Raw genomic sequence first — 21,293 nt, forward strand, 5'->3', positions numbered from 1 at the left:
TCCCCCTCTGGGGGAGGGGGACCGCGCGCAGCGTGGTGGAGGGGGTCTGGACGCCCCATTGACGCCTGGGATGCGGTGAAGAGCCCCTCCGTCTCTCCGCTGCGCTCCGAGCCACCTCCCCGCCAAACGGGGAGGAGACAGGCGTTACCGCTCAGTTCGCCTTGCGGATCAGCTCATCCGCCAGGGCGGCGGTCAGATAGCCGTCGGCGATGCGGCCGTTGGCCAGCTGCCAGCGGCGCAGGGCCGCGCGGGTGTTGGCGCCGATCACCCCGTCCACGCCGCGGGTGTCGTAACCCAGCCGCGTCAGAGCCGCCTGGGCGCCGATCCGCTGGTCGCGCGACAGGGAGGCGTCGTTGGGCCATGGTTTGGTCAGGCCCGGCTTGCCCATGATCCCGTCCGCCGTCAGGCCGATCGCCAGGGCGTAGGAGACCGAGTTGTTGTAGCTGCGGATCACATAGTGGTTCGGCAGGGCCAGGAAGGCCGGGCCGTTGGCCCCCTGGGGCAGGAGGATGGTCGCGTCCTCCACCGCCTCGGCGCCGTTCGGCGTGCCGCCCTGGGCCAGGCGCACGCCCTTGGCCGCCCAATAGGCCCAGTCGTGTTTGGGCCCTTCCGCCAGGGCGTAGTCGAAGCCGGCGGGCAGGACGACCTCATAGCCCCAGGTCTGGCCGCGCTTCCAGCCCGCCTGGGCCAGCAGATTGGCGGCCGAGGCCAGGGCGTCGGCGTCGTCGCCCCAGATGTCCACCTTGCCGTCGCCGTCCTGATCCACGCCCAGGCGCAGATAGTTGTCGGGCATGAATTGGGTTTGGCCCATGGCGCCGGCCCAGCTGCCCTTCAGGCCCGCGCGTTCGCGGCGGCCGTCGACGACGATGTCCAGGGCGTCCTTCAACTGGGATTCGGCCCAGTCGCGGCGGCGCCCGTCATAGGCCAGGGTCGCCAGGGAGCGGATGACGTCATAGTCGCCCTGGACCTGACCGAAGGCGCTTTCCTGGGCCCAGACGCCCACCAGGATTTCGGAGGGCACGCCGAAACGCTGGACCACCGCCCAGGGCACCCGGTCGATCCGCTGCTTGGCCTGGGCGATCCGCACCGCAGTCACGGCGTTCTGGATATAGGCGCCGGCGGGCTTGGAGAATTCCGGCTGATTCCGGTCCAGCCGCACCACGCTGGAGTCCGGCGTCAGACCGGCCAGTTCCCGCTCATAGTCGGCGCGACGGGCGCCGCCCTTGCGCGCCAGAAAGCCCTGCTTCCAGCCCTCGAACCCTTCCTGGTCATAGGCGGCGAGCGGCGGCGCCTGCGGCGTCGGCGGCGGGACCACGGCGGCGGGAACCGGATCAGGCTGCGGCGTCGGCAGGGACACCGGCGGCTCCGGCAACATGGGAGCGCAGGCCGCGACGGAGCCGATGAGGAGAAGGCGATAGGAAAAGCGCATGAGATTCAGACTACAGTCCCCGAACGGATAGGGGAAATGACATACGCGCGAAGCGGTTTCGCCGGCCCTGATCCGCCTGGGAGGAGAAAAGTCCGTCCACGGACTCCCCAATCAGCGTCGTTAACCCTCATTTATATCGACGGAGGCGCCCGCTGCGGCGTAATGGCGCAGACTTCTCCGACGGCCTGATGGCGGAGTGGCGACGCAACGGGCGTGCAAACCCGAATACCCTCCGTTCGACTCGGAGGTCAGGCCTCCATATTTTTTGCGCTATCGCGCTTCGCGCTGCTTGAGCGCGTTTTGGGGCGCTACCGTCCCCTTGGGCTGCTTTAGCGGGTTTTCGGTCCCAAGCGGCTTGACCTTCTAAGGACCGCTCTCTATACGACCGCCTCCGCCGCGATCCGCCCGGATCAGCGGCTTTCTTATTGGCTTCTCTCAGGACGTCCGACCATGAAGGTCCGCAGCTCGCTCAAGTCCCTGAAGACCCGTCACCGCGACTGCAAGGTCGTGCGTCGCAAGGGCCGGGTCTATGTCATCAACAAGACCGACCCGCGCTTCAAGGCCAAGCAAGGCTAAGCTGCGTTCGAGGCGCGCTGCTCGGCGGCGCGCGCACGCAGGTCTGCCCAAGCCGCCCAACGGGCGGTAGGGCAGGAAAAGCCCTGACGATCCACAGGCTGCGGATTCTGTCCGCGGCCTTTTTCGTGTTCGCGGTTGAGTCGCGCCGGACGGCGTGGTTAGCGTCCGCGCCTGATTTCTGGAGTATTCCCCATGGCCGATGACGCCTCGTTCGACGGCAATCCCGACGTCCTGACCGCAACGGCCCAGGGCCGTCTGCGCACCATCATCGAGCGGCTGGAGCGCCTCGAAGAGGACAAACAGGCCGTCATGACCGACATGAAGGAGGTCTTCGCCGAGGCCAAGGGCGAGGGTTATGACGTCAAGGTCCTGCGCAAGGTCATCCGCATCAGGAAGCAGGACAAGGCCAAGCGCCAGGAGGAGGAGGCCATCCTGGACCTCTATCTGTCGGCCCTCGGCGAGGTCTGAGGAGATTAGGGGCTGAAGCGCACGCCCATCGATTCGTCGAAAGGCCGGCTGTCGCGCTCAAGCAGCCCGAAGGGCGGTAGCGCCTCAAAAAAGGAGCTGCTGAGCCCTTGGGACCAGCAGCGCAAGGCCGCCCAGCGGTCTGCGCTCAATGCTCTCAAACGCGCCCGCCGCTCAGCCGAGAAGGCGGGCGTTTCCTTGTCCGAATGGGAGGGGGAGTTCCTTGATTCGGTCAGCGAGCGGGTGAAAACCCACGGCCGCGCCTTCGCCGACCTCGAAAAGGGCGCGCCGGGCCAGGCTTTGTCGGCCATGCAGGGCCGCAAGCTGAAGGAGATCGCCGCCAAGGCCAAGGGCGAAGAACCGAAGCGGCGGTGGGGGCGGAAGCCAAAAGATATCGAATAGATCGTCATCCTCGGGCTTGACCCGAGGATCGGGTTATCCGCAACTCAGCGTTGATGAGTGAGCGTCGACCTTTCATCGCGACCTACATCGAGGCCAGCCGCCCACACGGCGTCCTCTACATCGGCATGACCTCGAACCTGTATGAGCGCGGCCATCAACACAGGAACAGAGCGTTCGAAGGTTTCGCACGTCGCTATGGTTGCGGTCTGCTGGTCTGGTAAGAGCAATTCGAGCTGGTCACCGCCGCCATCCGCAAAGAGAAGGCGCTGAAGCGTTGGAATCGCGTGTGGAAGCTCGAGTTGATCGAGCGGACGAACCCTGAGTGGGTGGACCTTTACCCCAGTCTGTGCGGCTGGGCGCCCGATCCTCGGGGCAAGCCCGAGGATGACGGTGAGGGGGGTGTGAAGGCGTTTCTGAAGCGGCTGGAAACAGGCGAGTGACGTTCACCCCGCCTCTTTCAGCTGCCCCTCCAACCCCTGTTCGCGGACCTTGCGGTACAGGGTCGAGCGCCCGATGCCGAGGCGGCGGGCGATTTCGCTCATATGGCCGGCGTAGACCTCGATGGCGTGCTGGATCAGGTCGCGCTCAATGTCTTCCAGGGTCCGCAGATGGCCGCGGTCGTCCAGGATGCGGATCGGTTGTTCCGGCAGGGGCGGCAGGTCGGCGTAGGACGGCGCGGCGGCGGGCGGCGTGGGCGTCGCATCGGGCAGGGGCGCGGCCACGCCCGAGATGGACGGGAAGTCATAGGGCTGGAGGAAGGGCGAGTCGGCCAGGACGATGGCGCGGAACACCGCATTCTCCAGCTGGCGCACATTGCCGGGCCAGTCATAGGCCTGGAGCATGGCCAGGGTCTCGGGGGCGCAGCCGGCGATGCGGCGGCCCTCCTCGGCGTTGAAGCGGGCGATGAAATGATCGATCAGGGCGGGGATGTCCTCGCGCCGGTCGCGCAGGGAAGGCGCCTCGATCGGGAAGACGTTCAGCCGGTAGAACAGATCCTCGCGGAAGGCGCCGTCCTTGACCTGCTGAGTGGGGTCGCGATTGGTGGCCGAGACGATGCGGACGTCGATCTTGACCGGGCGCTTGCCGCCGACGGGGTCGATCTCGCCTTCCTGCAGGGCGCGCAGCAGCTTGACCTGAAGATCCAGCGGCAGTTCGCCGATCTCGTCCAGAAACAGGGTGCCGCCGTCCGCCTCGCGGAACTTGCCCAGAGTCTTGTCGACGGCGCCGGTGAAGGCGCCCTTCTCGTGGCCGAACAGGATGGATTCCGCCAGATTGGCGGGCAGGGCGCCGCAGTTGACGGCTACAAAGGGCTTGCCGGCCCGGTCGCCAGCGCCGTGCAGGGCGCGGGCGATCACCTCCTTGCCGACGCCGCTCTCGCCGGTGATCAGGACGGGGATGGAGGACTTGGCCGCCCGGGCGCCGAGGGCCTTGACCATCCGCATGGGGGCGCTGTCGCCGATGATGTCGTCGAAGCTGGCGCGGCCCTGGACCCGCTTGGTCAGACGACCGACCTCGGTGGTCAGCTGCTCCAGCTTGAGGGCGTTGCGCACCCCGACCAGCAGGCGTTCGGGCCCGACCGGCTTGACGAAGAAGTCCTGGGCGCCGGCCTGCATGGCCTTGACCACGGTGTCGATGCCGCCGTTGGCCGTGAGCACGATGACCGGCGTGGTCAAGCCCCCGCTGCGCAGCTCGGCCAGACACTCCAGACCCGACATCTCGGGCATGATCATGTCCAGCAGGATGACGTCGGCGCCGCCGCCGCGCGTCATCCGGTCGATCGCCTCGCCGCCGCTTGCGGCATGGACCACGGCGTGACCGTCGCGTTCGAGCACAGCCTGCAACAGGCGGCGCTGGGTCGGATCGTCGTCGACCACCAGAACGGTCTTGGCCATGGGCGTCCCTTGTCATCACCGATGGGCCGCCCGTGGATCGGACTGGCCCGTTTCGGGACGACTTCTAAGGGCGACGAGGTGAAAAACGGGTGAGGGGGCGTGGTGACCGGGGGGTTAACGGGTGTTTGGCTCTTCGCATCGGATCTGCGGCTGGGCTTTCAGCGTCCGACCGCCCACGACCAGGTTGGGCAGGCTGGCGGGGGCGACCGTCACAGCCTCGGCGAAGGCGTTCAGCAGATCCTTCGGCGCCGCCGTCCCGCATACGGCGCTGTAGGACCCGGTTTGCGACCATTGTCCCCCGGCGTCCTGGGCGAAGGCCATGATGCTCCCCGGCGCCGCCAGCAGAACCTCGACCCGGCCGTCGCCGTCCAGGTCCAGGGTGCGCAGACGGCAGGGAGCCTCATTGTTGCAGGCGTACATGAGACTGTCTTGCCGGCTCAGTTGTGCGGTGAAGCTGGACGGCGTCGTCTGGCCGGCGACAGGTTGGATGCGGACGGCCGCCGCCCGTTCATTCCGGTCCTGGATGGAATAGGCCTCGCGATTTACGCGCACCCTGGCCTCGCGTGCCAATTCGGCGGTCTTCGCATCCGACGACCGCATAAGCCGGTCCAGAGCCGCCAGACCGGCCTTGCCGCTGTCAAAGCGCAGGAAGTCGAAGTCGAAATCCTGAGGTTTCACCGCCCCGCGCTCCAGCCGCGCCACCTGGTCCGCGACCGACAGGCGCGCGGGGTCCAGCAGGGGGCTGAACAGGGCCAGGACGGCGGCGACGGCCAGAACGCCTGCGGCGACATTGGTCGTCTCCAGCGGGCGCATCCAGCCGCCGGGCCGCACGGCCGCGATCAGATAACCGACCGCATAGACGGCGCCGACGACCGCGCAGGCCAGGGCGATGATCCGATCCGGCGTCAGGCCGTGCTGGCCGATCCGCAGCGCCAGACCCCAGAAGGCCAAGCCAATCAGGGGCGCGACCAGAACCCCGGCGATCCGGGTGGCGATCCGCAGGGCCGCCGGCGGCAGATTGTCGGGCCGTCCGTCCTGATAGGCGGTGTTGATCAGGATGATGAGGGCGGCGGCCGCGGCCAGCACCAGGGCCGTGGCGCTGCCCGTGTCCCACAGGCGCTCCAGGCCGGTGAAGGGCAGGGCGGCCAGAAAGCCCGCCGTCAGCAGGGCGATGACGGGCAGCAGCCAGGACAGCAGCATCAGGGCCACGGTCCGCACGCCCCGGATCAGGCCGTCGCGCACATCGGTCAGCTGGACCGCCAGGGCGAAGGCCAGGCAGGTGACGGGTATGGCGAACCAGGCCTCGCCGATCAGGGAGCTGAGGGCCTTGACGCCGATGACGTGGAACAGGGCAGCGCCCAGTTGCAGCAGGAGCCAGAAGGCCAGGGTGAAGCCCAGGGACAGCGCCAGCTGCACGCCCGCTTTCCAGGCCACGTCGAAATAGGCGTGATAATCGGCCCGCCAGCGCCGTTCGCGGATCGCCGGCAGGATCAGGTGGTGGGCCACGAAGAGGGCGGCGGCGCTGAAGGCCAGGACGGGAACCTCAAGATAGGGGGCCTGGTCGTTTTCGGGGATCACCCGCCGCGCCACGTCGTGCCAGCCCATCAGGAACAGGGCCGTCGCCGCTGCGGCCGTCCACAGAGCCAGCGGCAGGGGCTTCAGCCGTCCAACCGCCGCCAGAAGCACGGCGGGCGCATAGCCGAAGGCCAGGGCCAGCCCGCCGAACACCTCGGGCCGGGTGTCGGGCCACATCCCGACCTCGGCCGCCCGGTACAGCAGATACAGGGCGCCGCCCTGAATCAAACCGGTCGCCAGGCGCGCGGCGAACAGCCGACCTTGCCCGTCCAGCCCCTTGCGTCCGCCGTCCTGCATCCACTCGTTCATGACGCTCGCCCCCGTGTTGCGGCCCAGTATGAGGCAGCTGGATACGGCAAGATAGCGGCGCGCGGTTGCGGCACGGCCGAACCTTCCCCAAAACAGGGGTATGAACGCCCCCTTCAAGACCCCCGACATCGACGCCCCCCTGTGGGACCTGTCCGACCTCTACGCCTCGCGGGACGACGCCCGGCTCGCCGACGACCTGACGCGGGCGCGCGCCCTGGTGGACGAGATGAACGGCCTGCGCGGGCGGCTGGCGGGGGCGTCGGGCGATCCGGCCGCCCTGGGGGCGGTGCTGGATCAGGCCATCAGCCTCTATGAGCAGGCCTCCGACATCCTGGGCGCGCTCGGCGCCTACGCCTTCCTGTCGGCCTCGACGGCGCGGGACGACGCGGGGGCGCAGGGGTTCGAGGCGGATGTACGCGAAAAGATCACCGTCATCGCCACCCCGACCGTCTGGCTGACGCTGGAGATCAACCAGATCGACGACGCCGCCCTGGAGGTCGCGCTTCAGGCCCACGCGGGGGCCGCGCGCTGGCGGCCGTGGCTGCGGCGGGTGCGGGCCATGAAGCCGCATGAACTGTCCAGCGAGCTGGAGACCTTCATCGCCGAACGCGGGCCGATCACGGCCCAGTGGCCGCGCCTGTTCGACGAACAGCTGGCGGCGCTGCGCGCCAAGGCAGGGAATGAGAGCCTGACCCTGGCCGAGGCGCTGAACCGCCTGTCCGATCCCAAGCCCGCGCGGCGCAAGGCCGCCGCCGAGGGCCTGTCGGAGGCTTTAGCCGCCCGCGCCCCGACCCTGGCCCTGGTGCTGAACACCGTCGCCGCCGACAAGGCGATGGAGGATCGCTGGCGCGGCTTCAAACGCCCCGCCGACAGCCGACACCTGGCCAATGAGGTCGACGGCGAGGCGGTGGACGCCATGGCCGAGGCCGTCGCCGAAGCCTATCCGCGCCTGTCCCACCGCTATTACGCCCTGAAGGCCAAGGCCATGGGCAAGGCGCGGCTGGATCACTGGGACCGCAACGCCCCGATCGAGACCACCGCCCCGCGCGCCTTCACCTGGAGCCAGGGCCGGGAGATCGTTCTGGACAGTTTCTCGGACCTGGGGGCCGAGTTCGCCGAACGCGCCGCCGGCTTCTTCGACCGGCCCTGGATCGACGGCCGCGCCCGGCCGGGCAAACAATCGGGCGCCTATGCCCATCCGGTCACCGCCGACCGCCATCCCTATGTCTTCCTGAACTGGATGGGCGAGCGGCGCGACGTCCTGACCCTGGCCCACGAACTGGGCCACGGGGTGCACCAGACCCTGGCGGCGGACCAGGGCACGCTTCTGGCCGACACCCCTCTGACCCTGGCCGAGACCGCCTCCATCTTCGCCGAGGGTCTGACCTTCGACCGTCTGCTGGCCACGGCGCCCAAGCGCGAGCAGCGTGGTCTGCTGGCCGGGAGGATCGAGGACGGGCTGAACACCGTGGTGCGCCAGATCGCCTTCCACCGGTTCGAGACCCGCTTCCACGACGAACGCCAGAAGGGCGAGGTCTCGCAGCAGCGGATCAACGAACTGTGGCTGACCGAAATGGGCGCTTCGCTGGGGCCGGCCGTCACCCTGAACCCCGGCTATGAGCACTGGTGGTCCTATGTCAGCCACTTCGTCCACTCGCCCTTCTACGTCTACGCCTACGCCTTCGGCGACCTGCTGGTGGCGGCCCTGATGGAGGCGCGACGGGCCGATCCCAAGGGCTTCACCCCCCTGTACCGCGACCTGCTGGCCGGGGGCGGGGCCAAGACCTATGTCGAGGCGCTGAAGCCCTTCGGCCTCAATCCGCGCGACCCGGCCTTCTGGAGCGTGGGCTGCAAGCGGCTGGAGCGGCTGGTGGATCAGTTCGAGGCGTTGGGGTGAGGATGTGGGGTGCGGGGTGTGGGCCGCTGCCGCCACACCCCACACCCCGCACCCCTCGCCATTCCTCGGTGTGAGCTTGAGCGGCGTCGAACCCGCGCTATAGTCGCGCCAACGACAAGACCGAGGGAGCTCTCATGGCCAAGGCCAAAAACCCCGCCACCGCCCAGGCCGACGCCGATGCGAGCGCCTATGTCCGGGGGGATATGCAGATCAATGAACAAGTCTCGACCTTCCACCTGTTCATGGGCCTGACCAAATGGGGCGCCCTGGCTGTGGCCTGCGTGCTCGTGTTCCTGACCCTGTGGTTCCATCCGGGCGGAACCTTCGTCGCGGGCTTCATAGGGGCGGCGGTTCTGGCCGCCGTCGGCTTTTGGGCTCTCAAGCCCAAGGGCGGCGCCGGCCACTGATCCGTTCGCCCGACACGGGTCTTTGACGGCGTCGGTGGAACCGGCCTAGGCTCGTCTCCCAGCTTCAATGAGAGGGGATTCGCTTGGCCGTCGCTATCGCCGCCACCCGTGAACGTCGCGAAGGCGAGACGCGCTGCGCCGTCACGCCTGAAACGGTCAAGAAGCTGATCGCGCTCGGCGCCGCCGTCTCGGTCGAGGCCGGGACCGGCCTGGGCTCGTCCATTCCCGACGCCGACTACGCCGCCGCCGGCGCCACGGTGAAGCCTGACACCCGCGCCGTGCTGGACGGCGCCGACGTCGTGCTGAAGGTGCGCGGCCCCACGGCCCAGGAAATCAGCGCGCTCAAGCCCGGTGCGATCGTGATCGCCATGCTGGACGCCTGGCGCGACAAGGCCACGGTCGAGGCCCTGAAGGGGGCGAACGCCACCGCCTTCGCCATGGAGTTCGTGCCCCGCATCACCCGCGCCCAGGTGATGGACGTCCTGTCGTCCCAGGCCAATCTGGCCGGCTACCGGGCGGTGATCGAGGCGGCCTACGCCTATGGCAAGGGCTTCCCGATGATGATGACGGCGGCCGGCACGGTCGCCGCCGCCAAATGTTTCGTCATGGGCGTGGGCGTCGCCGGGCTTCAGGCCATCGCCACGGCGCGGCGTCTGGGCGCCGTCGTCACCGCCACCGACGTCCGCCCCGCCACCAAGGAACAGGTCGAAAGCCTGGGCGCCAAATTCCTGGCCGTCGAGGACGAGGAGTTCAGGAACGCCCAGACCGCCGGCGGCTACGCCAAGGAGATGTCGGCGGAGTACCAGGCCAAACAGGCCGAACTGACCGCATCTCACATCGTCAAACAGGATGTGGTGATCACCACCGCCCTGATCCCCGGCCGCCCGGCGCCGCGGCTGCTGACGGCGGCCCATGTGGCATCGATGAAGCCGGGCTCGGTCATCGTCGATCTGGCGGTCGAGGCGGGCGGAAACGTCGAGGGCTCGAAGCTCAACGAGGTCGTGACCACCGCGAACGGCGTCACCATCGTCGGCTGGTCCAACCTGCCCGGCCGCATCGCCGCCGACGCCAGCGCCCTGTACGCCCGCAATCTGACGGCCTTTGTGGGGCTGATGGTCAAGGACGGGGGGCTGGCGGTCGATCTTGAGGACGAGATTCTGAAGGCGGCCGTTGTGACGCACGGCGGGGCCGTAGTGCATGAGGGGGTGAGGGGATGATTACCGTCAAAGCCAGAAACGTTTTGAGGAAGTTCGCCCTCCTCGTACTGCTGGCAGGACCGGTGTTTCACTCGGGCTTGGTCATGAGCCTCGGCGTATCGCGTGGATTTTCGCAGGGGACCTTGATCCTGGGCGTGCTGAACGAAGTTCCCGCGATCCTCGTCAATATGGCGATAGCAGGCGTTCTTCTCGTTGCGCTCAGCATTGACGAACGCATTGAAAATAGAGGCGCTTGATGGAACACGTCGATCCCACCGTCTTTCGCCTGGCCATCTTCGTCCTGGCCATCTTCGTCGGCTATTATGTCGTCTGGAGCGTGACGCCGGCCCTGCACACGCCGCTGATGGCCGTGACCAATGCGGTGTCCAGCGTCATCATCGTCGGCGGCCTGATTGCGGCGGCGGCCGTGTCGGGCGATGCGACCGGCCCCAGCGCCTGGATCGCCAAGGGCGCGGGCGTGGCGGCCGTGACCCTGGCCAGCGTCAACATCTTCGGCGGCTTCATGGTCACCCGACGGATGCTGGCCATGTACAAGAAGAAGGAGCGGCCGGCTCCCAAGGGCGCGGCATGATCGACCCCGCCCAGATCGCCATAACCGGCTCCTGGATCGCCACCGGCGTCGGTTTCGGCCTGTGGCTGTACGGCTGGTTCGGGACCAAGGTTCCGATCAAGCGCCAGCGGCTGCACGACTGCGGCATCGCCCTGGTGTTTTCGGCCATTCTGGTCCGGGTCGTGACCCAGGACCGGCAGCTGGGCGTTTTCGAATGGGCCCTGTTCTTCATCGGCCCCCTGTTCATCGCCGCCGCCCTGTGGCGGCTGGCGCGCACGTCTTGAGGGGAGGGGCGTGATGAACGCATCCTTGGCCGCGCTGGCCTATCTGGTTTCCGGCGTCCTGTTCATCCTGTCTCTGCGCGGCCTGTCCAGCCCCGAGACCAGCCGCCAGGGCAACACCTTCGGCATGATCGGCATGGCGCTGGCCATCGGCGTGACCCTGCTGACGCTCGCCGCCACGCGGGCCCTGGACCCCCTGACCCTGGGGCTGATCGCGGGCGGGGTCGTGGTCGGCGGCGGGATCGGCGCCCTGATCGCCCGGCGCGTGGCCATGACCGACATGCCCCAGCTGGTCGCGGCCTTCCACAGCCTGGTCGGCATGGCCGCCTGTCTGGTCGCCATCGGCGCCATCTATGCACCCGAGGCCTTCGGCATTCTGGCCGAGGACGGGACGGGCATCAAAACCCTGTCGATCGTCGAGCTCAGCCTGGGCGTCGCCATTGGGGCCATCACCTTCACCGGCTCGGTCATCGCTTTCGCCAAGCTGAACGGCAATATGTCGGGCGCGCCCATCCTCCTGCCGGCGCGGCACCTGATCAACGTCGGCCTGGGCCTGGCCCTGGTCTTTCTGATCGGGATTCTGATCGGCACGGGCGGCTCGGCCGTCTGGGCCTTCTGGGGCGTCTTCATCCTCAGCCTGGTGCTGGGCGCGACCCTGATCATCCCCATCGGCGGCGCCGACATGCCGGTGGTGGTGTCGATGCTGAACTCCTATTCCGGCTGGGCGGCGGCGGCGCTGGGCTTCACGCTTGAGAACATCGCCCTGATCATCACCGGCGCCCTGGTCGGCAGTTCCGGCGCCATCCTGAGCTACATCATGTGCAAGGGCATGAACCGCAGCTTCGTCAGCGTCATCCTGGGCGGCTTCGGCGGGGATGCGGCGGCGGCCGGCGCGGGCGGGGCCAGGGAGACGCGGCCGGTCAAACAGGGCTCGGCCGAGGACGCCGCCTTCATCATGAAGAATGCGTCGAAGGTCATCATCGTCCCCGGCTACGGCATGGCCGTGGCCCAGGCCCAGCATGCCCTGCGTGAAATGGCCGACAAGCTGAAGGAAGAAGGGGTCGAGGTGAAATACGCCATCCACCCCGTCGCCGGCCGCATGCCCGGCCATATGAACGTCCTGCTGGCCGAGGCCAACGTCCCCTATGACGAGGTGTTCGAGCTGGAGGACATCAACGCCGAGTTCGCCACCGCCGACGTCGCCTTCGTCATCGGCGCCAATGACGTCACCAACCCCGCCGCCAAGACCGACCCTCAGTCGCCCATCTTCGGCATGCCGATCCTGGACGTGGAGAAGGCCGGGACGGTGCTGTTCATCAAGCGCGGCATGGGCTCGGGCTATGCGGGCGTCGAGAACGAGCTCTTCTTCCGCGACAACACCATGATGCTGTTCGCGGATGCGAAGAAGATGGTCGAGGGGATCGTGAAGGGGCTGTGACCTTCCACCGTCGTCATCCTGGGCCTTGTGCCCAGGATCCATACTCCCGGTTTTGACGTCGTGCGTCGATGTTCGACACCGGGCGTATGGATCCCAGGGACGAGCCCTGGGATGACGGGAAATGGGGTGGGATCACAGGCGCAGGGGAGGCCGACATCGCTCGCGGCTCCCATCGTCTCGCCAACCGCTGAAACCCCTATCGTCCGAGCTTGACCGGCGCTATCACGCGACCGTGAACGTCCTGTCCAAACCCGCCCCCGCCGCCCATCGCCGGTTCGAAGCCCTGGATTCCCTGCGTGGGGTGTGCGCCGTTCTGGTGGTGATGTTCCACATGCCGGTGGCCAGCCACTGGCGGACCTGGGATTTCATCCAGCACGCCTATCTGTTCGTCGATTATTTCTTCGTCCTCTCGGGCTTCGTCATCGCCCACGCCTATGCCGAGCGGCTGAAGACGGCGCAGGACGCGGGCCGGTTCATGGTGCGGCGGTTCGGGCGGATCTGGCCGATGCATGTGCTGATGCTGGCCGCCTTCATCGGGCTGGAGGTGGCGCGGCTCGTCTTCCATTTCGACGGGGCCGAGCCCTTTACGCGCGACCGGTCGGTGGAGGCGATCTTCACCAATCTGGCCCTGATCCAGGCCTGGCATGTCCATCCCTATCTGACCTGGAACGGGCCGTCGTGGACGCTCAGCGCCGAATGGGCCTGTTATCTGATCTTCGCCGGCCTGGTGCTGGTCGCACCCAAGCGATTCCGCTGGATCGGCCTGGTGCTGGCGGTCATTGGCGGGGTGCTGGTGGTCAGCTACGCCCGGCGTTGGATGAACACCACCTATGACTTCGCCGTGCCGCGCGCGGTCTACGGCTTCTTCCTGGGCTGTCTGCTCCAGGGCCTATGGCTGAACATCCCCCGCTTGAAGGGGCTGGCCGCCACGGGGCTGGAGGTCGCCGCCGTCGCGGCCGTCTGCCTCTTCGTGGCCTGGGCCCAGGGACCGGTGACGGTGGCCGTCACCGTGGTCTTCGTCGTCCTGGTCTGGGTGTTTGCGGGCGAGGAGGGACGGGTGTCGCGCCTGCTGGACCATCCGGCCCTGGTCACCCTGGGGCGCTGGTCCTTCTCCATCTATATGGTCCACATGTTCATCCTGACCGTGATGCTGATCATCGCGCGCAAGCTGGACTGGATGCCCGGCGGCAGGCGCGTCGATTTCGGCTCGGTCTGGCTGAACGACCTGTTCGCGCTCGGCCTGTTCGGCTTCATCGTCGGGGTCGCGGTGGTGGCGCACAATCACGTCGAACGCCCGGCCCAGCGGCTGATTGATCGCTGGACCAAGCCGAAAGCCGCCTGATGAAGACGGCCTGAGTTCAGGCCGCCATCCGCCATTCGGGCGCGTCCCACTCCGACCGGGCCTCGTCCCACAGCATGTCTTCGTCGGAATAGCGGCTGCTGGCGGCGGCGGAGATGACGTCCACCACCTGTTCCTCCAGCCGATCCCAGATGACGGCCAGGTCCGACGATCCGTCGGCTTCGCACGGCACGATGATGTAGCGGTTGGCGTTGACGGCCTTGTGGGCCAGGGGGGCGGTCGGTTGGAACTGAGCCATCTGATGATCTCCTGAAGCGGTCGGCCTCTTGTCGATGATTGTGTTATGGCGCACTGATGCGTCAGAAACGGACGTATCTTTCAGGAGCGACGGTGAGACACGACAAGGCGGCCATGGTGATCGACCTGGCGCGGCGCCTGGCCGCCAGCGCCGAGGGCCTGAGCCTGGACGAGATGGCGCGCGACATGGGCGTCAGCCGCCGCACCGCCGAGCGGATGCGCGACGCCGTCTTCATGCTGTTCCCGACGGTGGAGGAGGTGTCGGACCCGCCGTCGAAACGCTGGCGCATTCGCGGCGGCCTGTCGGCCTTCGAACAGGCGCCGACCGCGACCGAGATGCTGGAGCTGACCAAGGCCGCGGCGGCCCTGCGCGCGGCGGGCGAACCGGCGCGGGCGGCGGCGCTGGAGGCGCTCGAACGGAAACTCAAGGCGGCGATGCGCTCCACCACCTTGAACCGGATGGCGCCGGACCTGGAGGCCCTGGTCCGGGCCGAGACCATCGCCGTCCAGGCCGGGCCGCGTCCCTCGGCTGACGAGGCCATGCTGACCGCCATTCGCGGGGCCATATTGGCCCAACAGCCGCTGGGCTTTACCTATTCCCGGCCGGGCGCCGAGCCTCGCCGCCGCAGCGTCGCCCCTTGCGGGGTCATGTTCGGCCGCGCCAACTATCTGGTCGCCGCCGATCGCGAGACCGGCCGCATCCAGACCTTCCGTCTGGACCGGATGAGCCATGTCGCCGCTCAGGACGGGGTGGCGATCCCGCCGCCCGACTTCGACCTGAACGTCTTCGCCAGCCAGTCCTTCGGCATCTATCAGGACGAGATCGAGGACGTGGTCCTGCGCATCGCCCCGCAAGGCGCGGCCGAGGCCAGGGGCTGGCGCTGGCACCCGACCCAGACCTTCGAGGACCAGCCGGACGGAAGCGTCGTGGTGCGCTTCCGGGCGTCCGGCATGCGCGAACTGGCCTGGCACCTGTTCACCTGGGGCGAACAGGCGGTGATCCTGGCGCCCGAACGGCTGAAGGCGGTCATGGCCGGGGAACTGGCGGCGGCCGGACGCGCTCTGGACGCGGCCCGCGGATGAACAAGGCTTAAGGTGACGCTGTCGCCGGCCGTCGCTATGGCCGCCATGACCTATCGGAGAGCTTCATGCGTCTGAAGACGGCCCTCATCTGTGCAGGCTTGATCGGACTTTCGGCCGTCACAGCCTGCGCCTCGCCCACCGTCGTTGCGGTTCAAGGTCCGGTCACGGCCGAGGACGGCCGCGTGGCCGTCACCGTCCAGCGCGACGGTGACCGGTGGACCGCCGACTATGTGCTGGACCGCGACGCGCCGGTCTGGGCCTTCTTCCGGTCGGCCCTGCTGCGCGAGAGCCGCCGGCCCTGGCGGCCGGACTGGTGGCGGGTGGAGACGCCGGGCGTCGTGCTGGAGCGGGTGGGGGACTATGACGTGCTGCGCTCGACCGACGGCGGTCCTGTGCCGCGCGACGTGCGCATCGTCATGACGCCGCGCCCCGGCGATCTTGAGGCCGAATATGATCCGGCTCTCGTCTTTTCGGACGGCACGGTGGCGCTGTTTTCCGGCCAGTTCGACGTCATTCCGCTGGAGTCCGTCGCCGCCGCCCGCGCCCTGCCGCGCGATCTGAACGGCGTCGAGGTGCCGGGCGGTCCGGCGGCCGTGACCTGGCGCGACCGGTCCGGGCCGATCCTGTTCAAGGGCGAGCGCAAGCCGGAGGCGACCGCCGTGGACGCCCAGACCTATGTCCTGTTCGGCGACGCCACGACGCGCCGGGGCGACGGGATCACCACCGTCATCGACCCTGGTCTGCCGCGCTGGCTGGGCGACCAACTGGCCGGTTTCACGCCCCAGGTCATGGCCTATTACGCCCGCCGTCTGGGCCCAGCCCAGGGCGAGCCCCCGACCCTGATGGTCAGCTGGACCGGCCCGACCAAATCCCTGTCCAGCATGGGCGGCAGCGTCCTGCCGGGTCTGATCTCGATGAATTTTGAAGGCGAGGGGGTGCTGGACCCCGACGCCCAGGCCCTGGCCCGCGCCCGCTGGTTCATCGGCCATGAGGCGGCGCATTTCTGGCTGGGCTCGCAGGGGCTCAGGTATCAGTACGCCCGCGAAGCCTGGATCACCGAGGGCGGCGCCGACCTGATGGCCGTGCGCGCCCTGAAGGCCATCGACCCCGTCTATGACGATCGGGCCGAGCTTCAGCGCGAGGTGGACGACTGCGTTCGGCTGGCGGCGGGCAGGCCCCTGGCCTCGGCGGGCGATCGGGGCGACAACCGCGCCTATTACGCCTGCGGCGCAGTGTTCGGCCTGGTCATCGAAGGGGCCGAGCGGCGCGCGGGCGGGGGAGACTTCTTCGACGTGGTGGCGGACTTCCAGCGGCGGGACAATGACGACGGGATCCTCAGCCGCGACGAATGGCTGGGCGCCCTGACCCGCCTGTCGCGCGACCCCACCCTGGCCAATGACATCTCCACCCTGCTGGACCGGGGCGTGGCTGATCCGTCCGCCGTCATCGCCCGCCTGTTCCAGCGCACCGGCGTCGCCTTCCGCCTCGAGAACGGCCGGGTGGTGCTCAGTTGAAGGTTTGACGCGGATCAAGGCGGGACCGGCCCGGCGGGCGCATCCAGGCTCCGGAAACAAGGAGCATCGCCATGACCTATTCGAGCCTGATGGTCTATGTGGACGACGAGGCCGACAATGTCGCCCGGATTGGTTTTGCGCGCGATCTCGCGGTCGTCTTCGACGCGACCCTGATCGGCATATCCGTCAGCGAGCCGGAGCCGCCCCTGGTGGACGCCTATGTCGCCGGCGGCATGGCCGGCGAGATCCTGACCCTGCGGCGCGATCAGGCGGACGGGGAGCTGGCCGCCGCCAAGACCCGCTTTCTGGACGCCCTGAAGGACACCGGCATCGCCCATGAATGGCGGGCCGAAACCGGCTATCCCGCCGCCTGCGTCGGGCACCAGGCGCGTGCGGCGGACCTGATCCTGATCGGCCGAGACGCCGGCCGTCTGCCCTATCGGGCGCCGGACGCGGGCGACCTGATCATGAATCTCGGTCGCCCTGTCCTGGTCGCTCCGCCGCGCGCCCAGGCCGCGCCGGTGGACGGCGTCGCCCTGGTGGCCTGGAAGGAGGGGCGCGAGGCCCAGCGCGCCGTCGCCGCCGCCCTGCCGCTGCTGAAACAGGCGCGCGAGGTCCAGGTGGTCGAGATCTGCGCTTCGGCCGACGCTGCAGCGGCCGCCGCCCGCGTCGCCGACGTCGCCGCCTGGCTGCGTCGGCACGGCGTCGTCGCCGAGAGCGAGGCCAAGGTCCGCGACGAACGTCCGGCCGGCGACCGCATCCTGGCCCTGGTCGAACAGACGGGCGCCAATCTGATCGTCGCCGGCGCCTGGGGGCATTCGCGAATGCGCGAATGGGTCCTGGGCGGCGTCACCCAGGCCCTGTTGAACCGCAGCCAGTCCTGGCTGCTGTTCAGCCACTGAGGCCTCAGCGGTCCTCGCGGGCGTGGAAGATGCGGGCGACGACGACGGCGTCCGCATCGACGCGGTACTGGACCACATAGCCGCTGTCGCCGAAGGGGATGTAGAGGTGGCGCAGACCGTCCAGGTCGATCCCGATCATCGGGGTGTCCGCCAGCTGGCTTATGGACCTGGTGATGATATGGCCTGCTCTTCGGGCGGCGTTTGGATTGACGCCCCGCAGAAAGCCGATGACCCGTCGGCGATCCTGAATCGCATCGGGCGACAGCCGTATCTTCAAGCCTTGGCCTTCAACATGGCCTCGATCTCAGCTTCGAAATCCGCCGCCCAGTCCTCGAAATCGACGAACTTGCCGGTGCGGTCATACTCAGCCAGCCGACGTCTGGCCTCGGTGGTGTCATAGGGCGTGGTCGGAGGCCAAGGCTCTGGGCTGTCCATGATGAAGGCGGCGTCCGTCTCCCGAACTTCGAAGTCGCCGGAAGCGGCGTCACGCCCGCTTGCGAGCGCTCGATCTAGAACCGCGACGGCATAGGCTTCCGGCTCCATGCCCGCCGCGCGCGCAGCGGCCTTAAGCCGCTCAAGCGCCTCTTCGGTCAGGGTAAGGGTCAGGACGTGATCGGCCATATCCGCATCATCTCACAACTATGAGTGGTTGTGAACTCATGTCGCGGCGAACGGATAGGGGCTGACCGACTTGGCCCAGTCGTCCACGGCCAGGGGCCGGTCGATGGGGGCGGCGGCGCGCTCGGCGCAGGGGTGGCGGTGACACAGGCGGCAGGCGGGGCCGATGGGGGTGACCTCGGGCCGCTCCAGATCCAGGCCGTGGGCATAGGCCAGCCGGTGCGCATGGCGCAGTTCGCAGCCCAGGCCGACGGCCAGGTCTTGGGCCTCGCCATAGCCGTCCCGGCCCTGGCGTTCGACGGTGCGGGCGAAGGTGAACCAGCGGCCGCCGTCTGGCGTCTCGATGATCTGGGTGATGATCCGGCCCGGCGTGCGAAAGGCGCTGTGCAGGCGCCAACGCGGACAGGCGCCGCCGAAGCGCGAGAAGGGAAAGGCGCCCGCCGCATAGCGTTTCGAGATATTGCCCGCCTGATCCACCCGCATCAGGAAGAAGGGCACGCCCCGCGCCGTCGGCCGCGACAGGGTCGTCAGCCGGTGCGCCGCCTGTTCATAGCTGACCCCGAACCGGGCCTGGAGCCGCGCCAGGTCATAGCCGGTCTCCTCGGCCGTCCGCTGGAAGGCGGCGTAGGGCATCAGGATCGCGGCGGCCAGGGTGTTGGTCAGGGCCACCTTCAGCAGGGAGCGCGTCGGTCCGTCCGGGGCGTTTGCGGCCTGGACCATGTCGTGAAGCGCCTGTCCGTGCTCGGCCAGGGCCAGCTGATAGGCGATGGCGAAGGCGCGAGACGACGGGCCCAGGGTCTCGGACAGCAGCAGACGGCGGCGGTGCAGATCATAGCGCCTGGTCCATTCCACCATGACCTCGGCCGGCAGGGTGCGGACCCCCAGGTCGTGTTTGGCCGCCAGCCGCTGGCGCGCGGCCGGTTCGAAACCGTCGGCATGGGCCGGCGCCTCGGCCGCCAGGACCTCGGCCAGGGCCTCGCCCATCTGGTCCAGTTCGGGAAAGTGGTTGCCGCGCGACTGGATATATTCGCGCACCCATTCGGCGGGACTGGCCTCGACCAGGCCTTCGCCGGTCTCGGCGGCGGCGCGGGCCTTGGCGCGGCCGTCGTCAAAGGCCCGATACAGGCGCAGCAGGGCGTCGGCCACGCCCGGCGCCTCTTCCAGCACCTGCACCAGTTCGTGACGGGGCAGGGCCAAGCCCTTGAACAGAGGATCGGCCAAGACTTCGCCCAGCCGCGCCTCATCGACGGCCCCGCCCTGGTTCAGGCTGCGCAGATCGACGTCATAGGTTTCGGCCAGACGCAGCAGCAACTGGGCCGACACCGGTCGCTGATTGCGCTCTATGTGGTTGAGATAGCTGGGGGAAACCCCCAGGTCGGCCGCCATGGCCGTCTGGGTCAGGGAAAGGTCGCGCCTCAGCCGCTTCAGCCGGGCCCCCAGAAACAGCTTGCGATCGGCGGCGGTGTCCATGGCTGAAGAATGTCACACTATGACTGGCTATGCAAAGTCATGATGTGACAAACTGACTTCATTGATCGGCGCGATCCTGTGTCATTCGTGACTTCTACGTGTTCTTGTCCCTGAGACGGCGGCTGCGGCCGCGCCCTTTCAGAAGACGAGTTCGACCATGACCACCTTCGCCGACCTGGTTCCTTCGCCCGCCGGCCGTTTCGACGGCATCGAGCGCCCCTATACGCCCGAAGACGTCCTGCGCCTGCGCGGCTCGGTGCCGATCACCCACACCCTGGCCGAGCGGGGCGCCAATCGCCTGTGGCAGCTGCTGCACGACGAGCCCTTCATCAACGCCCTGGGCGCCGTCACCGGCAACCAGGCCATGCAGATGGTCCGCGCCGGGTTGAAGGCCATCTATCTGTCGGGCTGGCAGGTCGCGGCCGACGCCAATACGGCCGGCGCCATGTATCCCGACCAGTCCCTGTACCCGGCCAACGCCGCGCCGGAACTGTGCCGCCGCATCAACCGCACCCTTCAGCGCGCCGATCAGATCGAGCACGCCGAGGGCGGCGCCAAGCGTGACTGGTTCGTCCCCATCGTCGCTGACGCCGAGGCCGGCTTCGGCGGGCCGCTGAACAGCTTCGAGATCATGAAGGCCTTCATCGAGGCGGGCGCCGCCGGCGTCCACTTCGAGGACCAGCTGGCCTCGGAGAAGAAGTGCGGCCACCTGGGCGGCAAGGTGCTGATCCCGACCCAGGCGCATGAACGCAATCTGGTCGCCGCGCGTCTGGCCGCCGACGTCATGGGCACGCCGACCATCACGGTCGCCCGCACCGACGCCGAAAGCGCGCAGCTGATCACCTCGGACATCGACGAGCGCGACCAGCCCTTCATCGACCGCGACAACCGCACGCCAGAGGGCTTCTTCCGCCTGAAGGAAGGCACGGGTCTGGACCACTGCATCGCGCGCGGCCTGTCCTACGCCAACATCGCCGACCTGCTGTGGTGGGAGACCTCGCATCCGGATCTGGACGACGCCAAGAAGTTCGCGGAAGCCGTCCAGAAGAAATATCCGGGCAAGCTGATGGCCTACAACTGCTCGCCCTCCTTCAACTGGAAGGCCAAGCTGGACGACGCCACCATCGCCAAGTTCCAGCGCGAGCTGGGCGCCATGGGCTACAAGTTCCAGTTCGTGACCCTGGCCGGCTTCCACGCCCTGAACAACTCGATGTTCGAGCTGGCGGACGGCTATCGCGACAACGGCATGGCGGCCTATTCCGAGCTGCAACAGCGCGAGTTCGCCAATGAGGCGCGCGGCTACACCGCCACCCGCCACCAGCGCGAAGTCGGCACCGGCTATTTCGATCAGGTCGCAACGGTCATCTCCAACGGCACGTCTTCGACCACGGCGCTGAAGGACTCGACCGAGACCGCCCAGTTCACCCACGCGGCTTAAGGAAAGGAACCGCCATGGAACCTCTGACCCAAACCGAAGCCATCATCGACTTCTGCCTGGCGCCCCTGGCGCTCGACGCCGGAACCGAGGCCGAACGCGAGGTGCGCCGCCGCCTGACCCACGTCCTGCGGACCTATCAGGCCAAGGTCGCCAGGCCGATCGCCGTGGACTTCTCGTCCATGCCGTCCCAGGTGATCAACGAGGCCGCCCACGGCTACGAATAGGCCGCGCGT

General features: G+C 68.2%; 23 protein-coding genes and 1 tRNA gene. 17 read left to right on the forward strand and 7 right to left on the reverse strand.

Annotated elements, in window-relative coordinates:
* Window positions 1–151 precede the first annotated feature (151 nt).
* Window positions 152–1,429, reverse strand: a complete 1,278-nt coding sequence (locus ACZ5M6_RS06990; RefSeq protein WP_054765056.1) for a lytic murein transglycosylase — start codon at window positions 1,427–1,429, stop codon at window positions 152–154.
* 182 nt (window positions 1,430–1,611) lie between these two features.
* Between ACZ5M6_RS06990 and ACZ5M6_RS06995 the strand changes: the two genes are divergently transcribed.
* The 4 genes from ACZ5M6_RS06995 (at window position 1,612) to ACZ5M6_RS07010 (ending at window position 2,872) form a co-directional block, all read left to right on the forward strand.
* A tRNA-OTHER gene (locus tag ACZ5M6_RS06995) sits at window positions 1,612–1,688 on the forward strand.
* Window positions 1,689–1,879: 191 nt separating this feature from the next.
* Window positions 1,880–2,005: a type B 50S ribosomal protein L36 gene (gene ykgO, locus ACZ5M6_RS07000; protein WP_031448545.1), complete on the forward strand. Its 126-nt coding sequence runs from the start codon at window positions 1,880–1,882 to the stop codon at window positions 2,003–2,005.
* A gap of 192 nt (window positions 2,006–2,197) precedes the next feature.
* Window positions 2,198–2,473: a nucleoid-associated protein GapR gene (gene gapR, locus ACZ5M6_RS07005; protein WP_054765057.1), complete on the forward strand. Its 276-nt coding sequence runs from the start codon at window positions 2,198–2,200 to the stop codon at window positions 2,471–2,473.
* A gap of 96 nt (window positions 2,474–2,569) precedes the next feature.
* Window positions 2,570–2,872, forward strand: coding sequence for a hypothetical protein (locus ACZ5M6_RS07010; RefSeq protein ID WP_464160107.1), 303 nt, complete (start codon window positions 2,570–2,572; stop codon window positions 2,870–2,872).
* A gap of 443 nt (window positions 2,873–3,315) precedes the next feature.
* Here ACZ5M6_RS07010 and ACZ5M6_RS07015 read toward each other — a convergent pair whose 3' ends face one another.
* Both ACZ5M6_RS07015 and ACZ5M6_RS07020 read right to left on the reverse strand, forming a co-directional pair.
* Complete coding sequence (locus ACZ5M6_RS07015; RefSeq protein ID WP_464160008.1) at window positions 3,316–4,764, reverse strand: sigma-54-dependent transcriptional regulator; 1,449 nt, start codon at window positions 4,762–4,764, stop codon at window positions 3,316–3,318.
* A gap of 114 nt (window positions 4,765–4,878) precedes the next feature.
* Window positions 4,879–6,648 carry an FG-GAP repeat domain-containing protein gene (locus tag ACZ5M6_RS07020; RefSeq protein WP_348683492.1) on the reverse strand — a complete coding sequence of 590 codons (1,770 nt, stop codon included), beginning with the start codon at window positions 6,646–6,648 and terminating at the stop codon, window positions 4,879–4,881.
* A gap of 100 nt (window positions 6,649–6,748) precedes the next feature.
* On the opposite strand from ACZ5M6_RS07020, the gene ACZ5M6_RS07025 reads away from it, so the two are divergent.
* From ACZ5M6_RS07025 to ACZ5M6_RS07060, 8 genes are all read left to right on the forward strand, one after another.
* The gene (locus ACZ5M6_RS07025) at window positions 6,749–8,545 is read left to right on the forward strand and encodes a M3 family oligoendopeptidase (RefSeq protein WP_464160009.1); all 1,797 of its coding nucleotides are present in this window, start codon (window positions 6,749–6,751) and stop codon (window positions 8,543–8,545) included.
* A gap of 134 nt (window positions 8,546–8,679) precedes the next feature.
* Window positions 8,680–8,952, forward strand: coding sequence for an aa3-type cytochrome c oxidase subunit IV (locus tag ACZ5M6_RS07030; protein ID WP_054765063.1), 273 nt, complete (start codon window positions 8,680–8,682; stop codon window positions 8,950–8,952).
* Between the two features lie 83 nt (window positions 8,953–9,035).
* A complete protein-coding gene (locus ACZ5M6_RS07035) occupies window positions 9,036–10,169 on the forward strand; it encodes a Re/Si-specific NAD(P)(+) transhydrogenase subunit alpha (RefSeq protein ID WP_464160010.1) in 1,134 nt (377 codons plus the stop codon).
* Window positions 10,166–10,405, forward strand: coding sequence for a hypothetical protein (locus tag ACZ5M6_RS07040; protein WP_182714698.1), 240 nt, complete (start codon window positions 10,166–10,168; stop codon window positions 10,403–10,405). Before ACZ5M6_RS07035 ends, ACZ5M6_RS07040 begins: the two co-directional genes overlap by 4 nt.
* The gene (locus ACZ5M6_RS07045; RefSeq protein WP_035307110.1) at window positions 10,405–10,740 is read left to right on the forward strand and encodes an NAD(P) transhydrogenase subunit alpha part 2; all 336 of its coding nucleotides are present in this window, start codon (window positions 10,405–10,407) and stop codon (window positions 10,738–10,740) included. The genes ACZ5M6_RS07040 and ACZ5M6_RS07045 overlap by 1 nt, the downstream gene beginning before the upstream one ends.
* Window positions 10,737–11,003, forward strand: coding sequence for a hypothetical protein (locus ACZ5M6_RS07050; protein ID WP_054765066.1), 267 nt, complete (start codon window positions 10,737–10,739; stop codon window positions 11,001–11,003). Before ACZ5M6_RS07045 ends, ACZ5M6_RS07050 begins: the two co-directional genes overlap by 4 nt.
* Window positions 11,004–11,016: 13 nt before the next feature.
* Complete coding sequence (locus ACZ5M6_RS07055) at window positions 11,017–12,438, forward strand: NAD(P)(+) transhydrogenase (Re/Si-specific) subunit beta (RefSeq protein ID WP_228186299.1); 1,422 nt, start codon at window positions 11,017–11,019, stop codon at window positions 12,436–12,438.
* Between the two features lie 232 nt (window positions 12,439–12,670).
* On the forward strand, window positions 12,671–13,780 hold the full coding sequence (locus ACZ5M6_RS07060; protein WP_464160011.1) for an acyltransferase family protein: 1,110 nt from the start codon (window positions 12,671–12,673) through the stop codon (window positions 13,778–13,780).
* 16 nt (window positions 13,781–13,796) lie between these two features.
* Here the strand turns inward: ACZ5M6_RS07060 and ACZ5M6_RS07065 are convergent, their stop codons facing one another.
* Entirely contained in the window at window positions 13,797–14,036 is a 240-nt protein-coding gene (locus ACZ5M6_RS07065; protein ID WP_054765069.1) for a hypothetical protein, read from the reverse strand.
* 92 nt (window positions 14,037–14,128) lie between these two features.
* Here ACZ5M6_RS07065 and ACZ5M6_RS07070 point away from each other — a divergent pair, with 92 nt between their 5' ends.
* From ACZ5M6_RS07070 to ACZ5M6_RS07080, 3 genes are all read left to right on the forward strand, one after another.
* Window positions 14,129–15,118 (forward strand): helix-turn-helix transcriptional regulator, encoded by a 990-nt coding sequence (locus ACZ5M6_RS07070; protein ID WP_464160012.1) that lies wholly within the window; start codon window positions 14,129–14,131, stop codon window positions 15,116–15,118.
* Between the two features lie 65 nt (window positions 15,119–15,183).
* The gene (locus tag ACZ5M6_RS07075) at window positions 15,184–16,632 is read left to right on the forward strand and encodes a hypothetical protein (protein WP_464160013.1); all 1,449 of its coding nucleotides are present in this window, start codon (window positions 15,184–15,186) and stop codon (window positions 16,630–16,632) included.
* A 71-nt stretch (window positions 16,633–16,703) separates the two neighbouring features.
* Entirely contained in the window at window positions 16,704–17,534 is an 831-nt protein-coding gene (locus tag ACZ5M6_RS07080; RefSeq protein WP_182714692.1) for a universal stress protein, read from the forward strand.
* Window positions 17,535–17,538: 4 nt separating this feature from the next.
* Here the strand turns inward: ACZ5M6_RS07080 and ACZ5M6_RS07085 are convergent, their stop codons facing one another.
* The 3 genes from ACZ5M6_RS07085 to ACZ5M6_RS07095 are packed head-to-tail and all read right to left on the reverse strand — an operon-like array spanning window position 17,539 to window position 19,622.
* On the reverse strand, window positions 17,539–17,811 hold the full coding sequence (locus tag ACZ5M6_RS07085; protein ID WP_182714691.1) for a type II toxin-antitoxin system RelE/ParE family toxin: 273 nt from the start codon (window positions 17,809–17,811) through the stop codon (window positions 17,539–17,541).
* Window positions 17,808–18,155, reverse strand: coding sequence for a hypothetical protein (locus ACZ5M6_RS07090; protein WP_464160014.1), 348 nt, complete (start codon window positions 18,153–18,155; stop codon window positions 17,808–17,810). The genes ACZ5M6_RS07085 and ACZ5M6_RS07090 overlap by 4 nt, the downstream gene beginning before the upstream one ends.
* A 36-nt stretch (window positions 18,156–18,191) precedes the next feature.
* Window positions 18,192–19,622 (reverse strand): helix-turn-helix domain-containing protein, encoded by a 1,431-nt coding sequence (locus ACZ5M6_RS07095; RefSeq protein ID WP_464160015.1) that lies wholly within the window; start codon window positions 19,620–19,622, stop codon window positions 18,192–18,194.
* A gap of 157 nt (window positions 19,623–19,779) precedes the next feature.
* Here ACZ5M6_RS07095 and aceA point away from each other — a divergent pair, with 157 nt between their 5' ends.
* Both aceA and ACZ5M6_RS07105 read left to right on the forward strand, forming a co-directional pair.
* Window positions 19,780–21,060, forward strand: a complete 1,281-nt coding sequence (aceA, locus tag ACZ5M6_RS07100; RefSeq protein WP_054765076.1) for an isocitrate lyase — start codon at window positions 19,780–19,782, stop codon at window positions 21,058–21,060.
* A 14-nt stretch (window positions 21,061–21,074) separates the two neighbouring features.
* Window positions 21,075–21,284 (forward strand): hypothetical protein, encoded by a 210-nt coding sequence (locus tag ACZ5M6_RS07105; RefSeq protein ID WP_054765077.1) that lies wholly within the window; start codon window positions 21,075–21,077, stop codon window positions 21,282–21,284.
* The last annotated feature ends 9 nt before the right edge of the window (window positions 21,285–21,293 follow it).

Source organism: Brevundimonas sp. Br13 (assembly GCF_055391505.1).